Genomic DNA, 12,072 nt, shown 5'->3' on the forward strand with positions numbered 1-12,072 from the left:
CCATGATCCCGCTGTCATTTGCGCAGCGTCGTATGTGGCTCCTTCAGCAACTGGAGGAGGCCGCCGAAACCTACAACATGTCGGCGGCGTTCCGGCTGACCGGGTCCCTGGACATCAACGCCCTCGAAGCGGCGCTCGGCGATGTGCTCGACCGGCACGAGATCCTGCGCACCGTCTACCCGACGGACGCCGACGGCGAGCCCTTCCAGAAGATCCTCCCGGCGGCGGACGCGGCGCCGGCTCTGCCGGTGGTCGACGTGACCCCCGACGCGGTGTCCGCCGCCATCGACGAGGTCATCTCGCACCAGTTCGACCTGGCGGCCGAGATCCCGCTGCGGGCGACCGTCTTCCGCTGCTCCCCCGAGGAGCACGTGCTCGCCCTGGTGATCCACCACATCGCCATGGACGGCAGCTCGGGCGCGCCGCTCGCCCGTGACCTGGCCGACGCCTACACCGCCCGCCGCGGCGGGCAGGCGCCCCGGTGGGAGCCGCTGCCCGTGCAGTACAAGGACTACACGCTGTGGCAGCGCGAGGTGCTCGGCGACCCGGCGGACCCGGGCAGCCTCGCCGCGGCGCAGGTCGAGTACTGGCGCTCGGAGCTGGCCGGCGTCCCGCAGCCGCTCAGCCTGCCGCTGGACCGCCCGCGGCCCGCGGAGGCGGACCCGCACGGCGACACGGTCGACCTCGTCGTGGAACCGCGGGTGGCGGCCAGGCTGGAGAAGCTGGCCACCGCGCGCGGGATGACCATGTCGATGGTCCTCCAGGCCGCCCTCGCGGTGCTGCTGCGCAAGCTCGGCGGCGGGGACGACGTGACCATCGGCAGCCCGATCGCCGGCCGTACCGACGAGGCGCTCGCCGACCTCGTCGGATTCTTCGTCAACACCCTGGTGCTGCGCGTCGACCTCGCCGGCGACCCGACGTTCACCGACCTGCTCGCTCAGGTGCGGAACAAGGCACTGGCGGCCTACGAGCACCAGGACGTGCCGTTCGAGGTGCTGGTCGAGTCGATCAACCCGGACCGCTCGGCGGCCTACCAGCCGCTGTTCCAGGTGATGTTCGCCTGGCAGAACTACGAGAAGCGGGACCTCGAACTGCCCGGCCTGGACGTGCAGTTCGAGCAGGCCATCACCTCGACCGTGAAGTTCGACCTGTTCTTCAGCATCGCCGCCGACGACACGGGGGCGCTGCGCGGCGACATCCAGTACTCGACCCAGCTGTTCGACCGGGACACGGCCGAGGCCATCGCCGCCCGGTTCGTGCGCGTCCTGGAGCAGGTCGTCGCCGATCCGGGCGTGTGCGTCGGGGACGTCGACGTGGTGGACGCGGGGGAGCGCGACTGGCTGCTGGCCGATCTGAACGACACGGCCGAGCCGGTCCGGGGCGCGGACGTCGTGGCGGCGGTCGCCCGGCACGCCGAGACCGCTCCGGCGGCGACCGCCGTGGTGTGCGGCGACGAGTCGCTGACGTTCGGGGAGCTGGAGGCGCGGGCCAACCGGCTGGCGCACTGGCTGATCGGGCGTGGGGTGCGGCAGGAGTCGTTGGTTGCGGTGTGTCTGCCGCGGTCGGTGGAGCTGATCGTCGCGTTGCTGGCGGTGCAGAAGGCGGGCGGTGCGTATGTGCCGATCGATCCGGATCATCCGCGGTCGCGGATCGACTACATCCTGGAGGACGCGGCGCCGGTGCTGGTCCTGGACGCCGAGACGCTGGCCGGCGCGGAGCTGGCCGGGTTCCCGGAGTCGGCTCCGGGCGTGGTCGTACGGTCGCAGAGCACGGCGTACGTGATCTATACGTCGGGTTCGACGGGCCGGCCGAAGGGTGTGGCGGTGCCGCACGGCGCGCTGGCGAACTTCCTTGCGACGATGGGGCGTCGGGTGCCGTTGTCGCCGTCGGACCGGTGGCTGGCGGTGACCACGGTGTCGTTCGACATCGCGGGTCTGGAGCTGTACCTGCCGCTCCTCTCGGGCGCGGCCGTGATCCTCGCGGGCAAGGACGTCGTCGCCGAGCCGTCGGCCGTGCTCGACGTGGTGCGCCGGCACGAGGTCACCGTCGTACAGGCCACCCCCGCGTTCTGGCAGATGCTGGTGATGCACGAGCCGAACGCCGCGAAGGGCCTGCGGATCCTGGTCGGCGGCGAGGCCCTGCCGGCCCGGCTGGCCGAGACGCTGGCCGACCAGGCCGCCGAGGTCTTCAACATGTACGGCCCGACCGAGACGACCATCTGGTCGACCACGGCGGCCGTGAAGGTGGGCGAAGGCGTCCCGCCGATCGGTTCGCCGATCGGCAACACGCAGGTGTTCGTGCTGGATTCGCGGCTGCGTCCGGTCCCGCGGGGGGTGCAGGGTGAGCTGTACATCGCGGGTGATGGTCTGGCCCGTGGCTATCAGGGTCGTCCTGGTCTGACGTCGGAGCGGTTCGTGGCGTGCCCGTTCGGTGCGTCCGGGGCGCGGATGTACCGCACGGGTGACCTGGTGCGGTGGGGCCGGGACGGCCGGCTCGAGTACATCGGGCGCACCGACTTCCAGGTCAAGGTGCGCGGTTTCCGTATCGAGCTGGGCGAGATCGAGAACGTGCTGGCCTCGCATCCGGGCGTCGCGCAGGCCGTGGTCGTCGTACGCGACCAGCAGGACGACAAGCGCGTCGTCGGCTACGTCGTCCCCGAACCGCAGGCCGGGGCGGCCGACGCGGGTGCCCAGGTGGACGAGTGGCGCCAGGTCTACGACGACAGCTACCTCGCGTCCGAGGACGAGGCGCTGGGCGACGACTTCGACCTGTGGAAGTCGACCTACGACGGTGAGCCGATCCCGCTGGAGCAGATGCGGGAGTGGCAGGACGCCGCGGTGGCGCAGGTGCTGGAGTCCGCGCCCCGGCGGGTGCTGGAGATCGGTGTCGGTTCCGGTCTGCTGATGGCGAAGATCGTCGGCCAGGTCGAGGAGTTCTGGGGCACCGACCTGTCCGCCCCCGTCGTGGACCGGGTCCGCGCCCAGGCCGAGCAGAACGGCTTCGGCGACCGGGTGCACCTGAGTGCGCAGCCCGCCGACGACGTCTCCGGACTGCCCAGGGCCGCGTTCGACACGGTCCTCCTGAACTCGGTGATCCAGTACTTCCCCGGCGTCGACTACCTCGACCGGGTGCTGGACCAGGCCCTTGAACTGGTGGCGCCCGGCGGGCGGCTGATCGTCGGTGACGTCCGCAATGCCACCACGCTGCGGCTGCTGCTGACGGCGGTCCAGCGCACGGCCCAGCCGCACGCCTCGCCCGAGGAGTTGCGGACGCTGGTGGAGAAGGCGCTGCTCGCCGAGCGCGAACTGGTCATCGCGCCCGAGTGGTTCACCGAGTGGGCGCAAGGCCGGTCGCTCGGCGTGGACATCCGGCTGAAGCCCGGGACGGCGCACAACGAGCTGACCCGGCACCGCTACGAGGTCGTCCTGCACAAGGAAGCCACGGGCCTGCTCGACCTGACCGCGGTGCCCACGGTCGCGTGGGGGCGTGACGTGTACGAGCTCACCGACCTCCAGCGCCGCGCCGACCGGGTGGACGGCCCGCTGCGGGTGACCGGGATACCCAACGCCCGGCTGACCGAGGAGGCCGCCGCGACCGTCGCGGCCGATCTGCTGCCCCAGGCGTCCCTGGCCGGCCGGCCGGTCGACCCGCAGGAAGTCCTCCAGTGGGCCGGCGAGCACGGCAGGGCGGCGGTCCTCACCCCCTCGGGCGAGGCCGTCCACGCCTTCGACGCGGTACTGCTGTCCGGGGAACGCGCCGTCACCGGGGCGTTCGTGCCCAGCGGCGTGGCCGGCCGGACCCGGGCCAACAACCCCGGACTCTCCCGGACCATCGGCCCGCTCCTCGCCGAACTCCCCGCATACCTGCGCGGACGGCTGCCGGACTACATGGTGCCCGCCGCCGTCGTCCCGCTCTCGGAGATCCCGCTCACCCCCAACGGGAAGCTCAACCGACGGGCCCTGCCGTCCGACCAGGCGAGCACCGAGGGCAGCCGGGAGCCGCGCAACGCCCACGAGGAGACGCTGTGCGCCATCTTCGGCGAGCTGCTCGGCCTGCCGAGCGTCGGCATCGACGACGACTTCTTCGCGCTCGGCGGCCACTCTCTGCTGGCCACCCGGCTCAGCGCCCGCATCCGCGGCCACTTCGACATCGACGTGCCGCTCCGGACGATCATCCAGTACCCGACCGTGGGCCAGCTGGCCGCGCTGATGCTCGCCAACAGCATCCCCGCCGAACACGCCGACCCGTTCGCGGTCGTCCTGCCGCTGAACAGCGCGGCGGACAAGCCTCCGCTGTGGTTCTTCCACACGGGCGGCGGGCTGAGCTGGGCGTACTTCAGCTTCCTGCCGTTCCTTGAGGAGTGGGCGGTCTACGCCCTCCAGGCCCGTGGCTGTGGCGGCTCGGGCACACTGCCGAAGTCCATGGAGGAGATGGTCGACGACTACGTCGACGAGATGCTCAAGGTCCAGCCCGAGGGGCCCTTCCACCTGATCGGCTGGTCCTACGGCGGGACGCTCGGGCACGCCGTCGCGGCGCGGCTGGAGGAGCGCGGTCACCGGGTCGCCTTCCTGGCGATCCTGGACTCCGAGCCGGCGAACGAGTTCAAGATCCTCGCCGGCCGCAGCCGCTCGGACTATCGAGTCGAACTCGAGGAGTTCTTTAGCCAGTACATGAACACTGGCAACCAGGAGCAGTTCCTCGACGCCATGTCGCGGGTGCTGGCCAACAACATGACCCTCATGTCGCAGTACGAGTCACCGGTCTTCCATGGAGATGTCCTGTATTTCAACGCGGAGTTGAAGCCCGAGGGCTCGTGGTCGCACCTGTGGCGGCCGTACGTCCGCGGTGCCATCGAGGTGCACGACATCCACGCCACGCACTACGACATGTACATGCCCGAGCCTGCCGCCGAAGTCTTCGAGGTCATCAACCGCAAGCTGGCGCAGTACCTGAAGGAGGTGTAGGCATGGCAAGTTGCGAACCATCCGGTTACGACGTGGTGGGCATCGGATTCGGCCCGTCGAATCTGTCCCTCGCCATCGCGCTGCAAGAGCTCGGCGCCACCGGGGCCACCCCGCCGACCGCGCGGTTCTTCGAGAGCCAGCCGTCGTTCGGGTGGCACCGGAACATGTTGCTGCCGACGGCGAAGATGCAGGTCTCGTTCCTGAAGGACCTGGTGACGTTCCGCAATCCCACGTCGCCGTACAGCTTCGTGTCCTTCCTGCACGCGGTCGAGCGCCTGCCGCAGTTCGTCAACAACTCCGACTTCTTCCCGACACGCGCCGAGTTCCACCAGTACCTGGAGTGGGTGGCGGCGAACTTCGCCGACCAGGTGTCCTACGGCACCAGGGTCACCGCCGTCACCCCGCTGCGCAGCTCGGGCCCGGCAGGACCCGTCGACCGCTTCCGGATCCAGGTGTCCTCGCCGGCCACCGGAGAGTCGTCCGTGGAGGCACGCAACGTCGTCCTGGCGACCGGCCTGGCGCCGAGGATGCCGCAGGACTTCGTCCGCGACGAACGGGTCTGGCACAGCTCGGAGTTCCTGGAGAAGTTCCGGCGCTGCGACGCGGCGAAGCTGACCGACATCGTGGTGGTCGGGGCCGGGCAGAGCGCCGCGGAGATCGCCCGCCACTGCTACGACAACGCGCCGAACGCGACGGTCACCGCAGTGATCCCGTCGTACGGCTACAGCATCGCCGACAACACCCCGTTCGCGAACAGGATCTTCGACCCGAACGCGGTGGACGACTACTACTTCGCCGAGGAGCGGGCGAAGGAGAAGTTCTGGCAGTACCACCGGAACACCAACTACTCCGTGGTCGACGACGAGGTGATCCGAAGCCTCTACCAGCGTCAGTACGACGATGAAGTACGGGGTGCCGAGCGGCTGCACTTCGCCGAGCTGTCGCGGGTCACCGACGTCAAGCGCAGCGGCGACGACACCCGGGTCACCATCCACTCGCTGGCGACGGACCGGTCCTACGACATGGACGTCGACATCGTCGTGTGCGCCACCGGGTACGAGGCGATGGACATCGCGGGGGTGCTCGGCGAACTCGACGGGTACTGCGCCCGCGACGAGCAGGGCCGCCACCGCCTGGAGCGCGACTACCGGCTGGTCACGACCGATGACGTGAGCGCCGGGATCTACCTCCAGGGCGGTACCGAGCACACGCACGGTCTGTCGTCCTCCCTGCTGTCGAACATGGCGACCCGCAGCGGGGAGATCGTGCGCTCGCTGTCCCGGAACCGGCTGCCCGAAGCGGTGAGCTGCTGATGGGAGGAACGGTCGGAGTGAAGCAAGCCGGCGCGTCCGCGGCGGAGACCGGGGACCGGGCACGGACCACACTGCTGTGCGTGCCGTTCGCGGGAGCGGGACCGTCGTTCTTCCACCCCTGGCGGGAACTGTCCGCCGGCCGCTGGCGCGTGACCTCGGTCGAGCTGCCCGGCAGGGAGCGCAGGATCCTGGAGACGCCGTACCGCAACGTCGTCGAAGCGGCCAGGAACTCGGTCGACGACATCCTCGCGGACCTCGGCGAAGGGGCGCGGACCGTGCTGTTCGGGCACAGCCTGGGCGCGGTGCTCGCCTACGAGCTGGTGCACCTGCTGAGCGCGCGCGGCGTGCGCGTCGAGCGGCTGGTCGTCAGCGGCTCGCCGGGCCCGTGGACCCAGCGGGAGCGGCGGGCGGCGGGACTCCCGGACGACGAGTTCCTGGCCCGCGTCGAGGAGTTCGCGGGCTTCCGGCACGAGGCGCTCGACCACCCGGAGATGCGCGAGCTGATCCTTCCCGTGCTCCAGGCCGACTGCGAGATGCACGAGGCCTATGTGCCGAGCACCGACGATCCGGTGTCGGTGCCGATCCTCTCGTTGCGGGGCGACCGCGACGGCCTGGTCACCGCGGAGGAGGCCCGGCAGTGGCGGAAGGCGACCACGGCCGGCTTCGGGTACGCGGAGTTCCCTGGCGATCACATGTACCTCGTCGACAGCGGCCGAGAGGTGCTGGACGCGATAGAGAAGACAGCCGCACCCCTGTGACCAGGGGAGACACAAGGAAAACGCCGTGTCGACGGCCGTGTCTGGGCGGTGTCAGGTAGTTGTCTGGTCCGGTAGGAATGGTGGAGGCATGAACAGTTCGGTGATCGCAGTCTCGGGGCTGCGCAAGACGTACGGGGACAAGGTCGTACTCGACGGCGTGGACTTCGAGGTCGCCGCGGGATCGATCTTCTCCCTGCTCGGCCCGAACGGGGCGGGCAAGACAACGACGGTCAACATCCTGACGACGCTCCAGAAGGCCGACGCCGGCACGGTGCGCATCGCCGGGCACGACGTGCTGACCGCGACCAAGCAGGTCCGCTCCCTGATCGGCGTGACCGGTCAGTTCGCCGCGGTCGACGAGCTGCTGACGGGCCGTGAGAACCTGCGGATGATGGCGGACCTGAAGCGGGTGCGCAAGGCCGACAGCCTGGTCTCCCGGCTGCTGGAGCGGTTCGACCTGGTCGAGTCTGCGGACAAGCAGGCGGGCAGCTACTCCGGTGGTATGCGTCGCAAGCTGGACCTGGCGATGACCCTGGTCGGCAATCCGCAGATCGTCTTCCTGGACGAGCCGACGACCGGCCTCGACCCGCGCAGCCGCCGCACCATGTGGGGCATCGTCCGTGAACTGGTGGCCGACGGCACCACCATCTTCCTCACCACCCAGTACCTGGAGGAAGCCGACCAGCTCGCCGACCAGATCGCGGTGGTCGACCAGGGCCGCATCGCCGCCCACGGCACCCCGGACGACCTCAAGCGCCGCATCCCCGGCACCCACGTCCGGCTCCGCTTCGGCGACCACTACGAACTCGACGCCGCCGCGCGGGTCCTGTCCGGGTCCACCCGCGACGAGCAGGAACTGGTCCTGCGGGTGCCCAGCGACGGCGGTTCGAGGTCGCTGCGGGCCGTGCTGGACCGGCTCGACGAACACATGATCAACGCAGAAGAGTTCTCCGTGCACACGCCGGACCTCGACGACGTTTTCTTTGCCCTCACCGGCCACGCCGGCACCCCCGCGGAGGCAGTCGCAAAATGAGCACCATCTCGATGTCCCTCGGCGACTCGGCAATCATGCTGCGTCGCAACTTCAAGCACCAGACGCGCAATCCGATGTCGGTGTTCCAGGCCGTCCTGCTGCCCATCGTGATCATGTGCATGTTCGTGTTCGTGTTCGGCGGCGCCTTCAACGTCGGCGGCAAGTACATCGACTACGCCGTGCCGGGCCTGGTCGTGATGGCCATCACCTACGGGCTCGGCCCGACGGCGATGTCGGTGAGCAACGACATGACCAAGGGCATCATCAACCGCTTCAAGGTCATGGACGTCTCCCGCGGCGCCGTACTGACCGGTCACGTCGTCGCCACCACGGTGCGCTGCATGCTCGCCTGCGTGGCCATCATCGCCGTCGGCTTCGCGATGGGCTTCCGTACCCACGCCAGCGCCGTCGACTGGCTCGGCGCGATCGCCGTGATGGCGCTGATCGGCTTCGCGGCCAGCTGGCTCACGGTCGCCATGGGCCTGGCCGCCTCCACTCCGGAGTCGGCGGGCATGGCCACCGCGCCGCTGAACATCCTGCCCTTCCTGAGCAGCGCCTTCGTGCCGGCCAGCTCCATGGGCACGGGGGTGCGGCAGTTCGCGGAGTACCAGCCCTTCACCCCGATGATCGAGACGCTGCGCGGCCTGATGCTCGGCACCACGGTCTCGACCGGCCATCTGATCGGCGCCTTCGCCTGGACCGTCGGGATCGCCGTCCTCGGCTACGTGTGGGCGCTCTCCTCCTTCAAGAAGCGAGCGTGACCGCGACCAACGCGGACCAGTCCTCACCGGACCCCTCGCGCGCTGCCTCGGCGAACTCCGTGTCGCCGAGGCAGCGCCGTACCGTCTCCTCGATCCGGTCCACGTCCGGGTGCGAACGGTCCCGCAGCCCGCGCACGGCCGCGCTCGCCGCCAGCAGCCGCGCGGCCCGCCCGTACTGCTCACCGCGCAGCGCCAGGTCCGCCACCCCGACCAACGTCCGCGCGATCAGGGGGGCGTGCCCCGCCTCGGACGCCGCCGCGAAGGCCGTCGCCCGTGCCGTCCGGGCCTCCTCGAGGTCCTCGGCGAGATAGCCCAGCAGATCGTGCGTCAGCGCGCGCACGGTCGCCTGCTCCGCCTCGTCGCCCAGCAGGGTCCGCGCGATGCCGACCTGCCGCCGCGCCTCCTCGAAGTCGCCCGCCCAGCGGGCGAGTTCCGCCCTCGACAGGGCCAGCTCGGCCAGCGCGTCCGGCCAGGCGACCCGCTCGGCGCACCGCTGCGCCTCGGCCAGAGCGCGCGCACTGGCGTCCTGGTCGCCCAGCAGCCAGTACAGCTGCGCCTGCTTCGACCGCATCCGGGTGACGTCCTCGACGGCACCGAGCTCGGTGACGGCCTCGATCGCCTGCTCGTAGTGTTCGCACGCGGCGGCGAATTTGCCGCGCATCGCGATCCGGTCCGCCAGCTCGGTCCGCGCGAACGAGATCCCGAACCGCTCGCCGAGCGCCCGGAACTCGGTGAGCGCAAGCTCCAGGTACGTGTCGGCGTCCCGCCCCTCCTGGCCGAGCATGATCCGCATCTTGCCCAGGTGCAGCCGGGCCAGCGCGCGCACCCAGGGGTCCTCGCTGTCCAGCAGCGGTTCGAACGCGGTCGGGGTCGACTCGGGCTCCTGGAGCATGTGCTCCAGCGGGCCGACGAGTTCCAGCGCCGGGTGGCGGTACCGGGCGTGCCGGCTGAACCCGTACGCCTTGTGGATCCACTCCGCGGCCTGGCGTTCGTCGCCCCAGCCGGACGTCAGGAACAGCACGACGAGGCCGTAGACCGTGGCCCTGATGTCGTCGCCGACCTCGCTGGGCCGCTCGGCGGCGGCGGTGATCAGCTCCATCCCCTCGGCCCGGTGCCCGCCGAGCCACCAGTACCAGCCCGCGCCCGCCGCGAGCCGCATCGCCGCCTGCGCCTCGCCGGCCGCGAGCGCGCCGCGCATCGCGGCACCGATGTTGTCGTGCTCGGCCTCCAGGACGGCCAGCCACTCCAACTGCTCGGCGAGGCGCAGCCGCGGCTCCGCGGCCTCGGCCAGTTCGGTGAAGTAGGCGAGATGAGCCCGGCGTACCAGCTCCGTTTCCCCCGCCTCCGCGAGCCGGAGCCCGGCGTACTCCTTGATCGTGCCGATCATGCGGTAGCGCGGGTCGTCGTCGGCCACCGCACGCAGCAGCGATTTCTCGGCCAGCGAGGTGAGCAGTTCCAGGATCTGCCCCTGCCCGACGCCATCGCCGGCACACACCCGCTCGGCGGCCTCCAGGCTCGTCCCGCCCGAGAACACCGAGAGCCTGCTCAGCACCGTCCGTTCGGCGTCGCTGAGCAGTTCCCAGCTCCAGTCGACCACCGCGCGCAGCGTCTTGTGCCGCGGCAGGGCGGTCCGGCTGCCGCTGGTCAGCAGGCGGAAGCGGTCGTCGAGGCGGTGCGCGAGCTGATCGACGGACATCGTCCGCAGCCGGGCCGCGGCCAGTTCGATCGCCAGCGGCACCCCGTCCAGCGCCCGGCAGATGCGCACCATCGTCGGCAGCGTGCGGGCGTCGACCACGAGGTCCCGGCGCACCGCGCCGGCCCGGTCCCGCAGCAACCGCACGGCGGGCGAGGCCTCCATCTCGGCCCGGCTGGGATACACGTCCGGCAGGGCCAGCGGCTCGACCGGCCACAGCGCCTCGCCGGTGATGCCGAGCGGCTCCCTGCTCGTCGCGAGGATCCGCAGCCGCCGGCACTCGCCGAGCATCCGGTGGGCGAACGCCGCCGCCGACTCGATGACGTGCTCGCAGTTGTCCAGAATCAGCAGCGCCTCACGCTGGCGGACCGCGGCGATGAGCCGGTCCGTCAGCTCCGCGTTCGGCGTCCCGCCGAGCAGCGTGTCCCGCAGGCCCAGCGCGGCGAGCGCCGAGTGCGCCAGGTCGTCGTCGGGGCCGAGGGCCGCCAGCTCCACCAGCCAGACCCCGTCCGCGACATCGTCGAGCAGCGTGCGCGCGGTCTCCGCGGCCAGCCTGGTCTTGCCCGAGCCGCCCGGCCCGATCAGGGTGGTGAGCCGGTGCGCGGAGATCAGGTCGCGGACGGCGGCGATGTCGGCGTCCTTGCCGACGAAGCTGGTCAGCTCGGCGCGCAGATTGGTCTTGCGTGACTCCTCGCGTCGCTCCAACCCGCCCCGCAGTAGCGCGACATGCAGCTCCGCCAGCTCCGCCGACGGGTCGGCGCCCAGCTCCTCGGCCAGGACCTGACGCGCGCGCTGGAAGACTTGCAGTGCCTCGCTGCCGCGGCCGGCCGCGACGAGGGCCCGCATCAGCAGGGCGGCGAGCCGCTCGCGCAGCGGATGCGCGGCCACCAGGTCGGTCAGCTCGGTGACCAGCTCCGCGCCGTTGCCGAGGCCGAGCTCCGCGTCGAACCGGTCCTCCAGAGCGGTCAGGCGCAGCCCCTCGAACCGGGCGACCGCCGCGTCGAAGGCCGCGCTGTTGTGCAGAGCGATGTCCTGCAAGGCCGCGCCGCGCCACAACGCGACGGCCTCGCGCAGCAGTTGGACCCGCCGGGGATCGTCCGCGGCCCGGACCTGGCCCGAGGTGAGCAGCCGCTCGAAGCGCACGGCGTCGACGTCGTCGGGCCCCACCGCCAGCCGGTAGCCGTCCGGCCGCCCCTCGACCAGGCCCTCGGGCAGTGCCTTGCGCAGCCGGGAGGCCAGGCGCTGCAAGGCACTTGGCACGTCGGAGGGCGGCAGCTCACCCCAGATCCAGTCGACGAGCGCCGCCTTCGGGACCACCTTGCCCGGCCTGAGCGCGAGGGCGGCCAGCAGCCCGCGCAGCCGCGCGCCCGGCACGTCCACCAAGGCGCCGCCGGCGTCGCGGACCTCGAACGGGCCAAGTATTCCGATGTGCACCCGAAGATCTTGCCACGCACGGTCGGCGGGCATCCAGTGCCACCGGAACGAGCACACCGCACGAGTGATCGGCCCGCACCCCACCGCGGCGATCGGCCGGCAAGACGGGAGCGGCC

General features: G+C 71.0%; 6 protein-coding genes. 5 read left to right on the forward strand and 1 reads right to left on the reverse strand.

The features are described 5' to 3' along the window. Nucleotides 1-2 precede the first annotated feature (2 nt). From ACE4Q9_RS33795 to ACE4Q9_RS33815, 5 genes are all read left to right on the forward strand, one after another. Entirely contained in the window at nt 3-4,964 is a 4,962-nt protein-coding gene (locus ACE4Q9_RS33795; protein WP_397988430.1) for an amino acid adenylation domain-containing protein, read from the forward strand. 2 nt (nt 4,965-4,966) lie between these two features. Continuing rightward, nucleotides 4,967-6,277 (forward strand): lysine N(6)-hydroxylase/L-ornithine N(5)-oxygenase family protein, encoded by a 1,311-nt coding sequence (locus tag ACE4Q9_RS33800; protein ID WP_397988432.1) that lies wholly within the window; start codon nt 4,967-4,969, stop codon nt 6,275-6,277. Between the two features lie 17 nt (nt 6,278-6,294). Beyond that, the gene (locus tag ACE4Q9_RS33805; protein ID WP_397988434.1) at nt 6,295-7,035 is read left to right on the forward strand and encodes a thioesterase II family protein; all 741 of its coding nucleotides are present in this window, start codon (nt 6,295-6,297) and stop codon (nt 7,033-7,035) included. An 88-nt stretch (nt 7,036-7,123) separates the two neighbouring features. Beyond that, a complete protein-coding gene (locus tag ACE4Q9_RS33810; protein ID WP_397988435.1) occupies nt 7,124-8,068 on the forward strand; it encodes an ATP-binding cassette domain-containing protein in 945 nt (314 codons plus the stop codon). Continuing rightward, nucleotides 8,065-8,829 carry an ABC transporter permease gene (locus ACE4Q9_RS33815; RefSeq protein WP_397988437.1) on the forward strand — a complete coding sequence of 255 codons (765 nt, stop codon included), beginning with the start codon at nt 8,065-8,067 and terminating at the stop codon, nt 8,827-8,829. The genes ACE4Q9_RS33810 and ACE4Q9_RS33815 overlap by 4 nt, the downstream gene beginning before the upstream one ends. Here the strand turns inward: ACE4Q9_RS33815 and ACE4Q9_RS33820 are convergent. Next, a complete protein-coding gene (locus tag ACE4Q9_RS33820) occupies nt 8,813-11,956 on the reverse strand; it encodes a BTAD domain-containing putative transcriptional regulator (protein ID WP_397988439.1) in 3,144 nt (1,047 codons plus the stop codon). The genes ACE4Q9_RS33815 and ACE4Q9_RS33820 overlap by 17 nt on opposite strands. Between the last annotated feature and the right edge of the window lie 116 nt (nt 11,957-12,072).

Origin of the sequence: Streptomyces sp. AM6-12 (genome assembly GCF_044327085.1) — a bacterium.
Classification (GTDB): Bacteria; Actinomycetota; Actinomycetes; order Streptomycetales; family Streptomycetaceae; genus Streptomyces.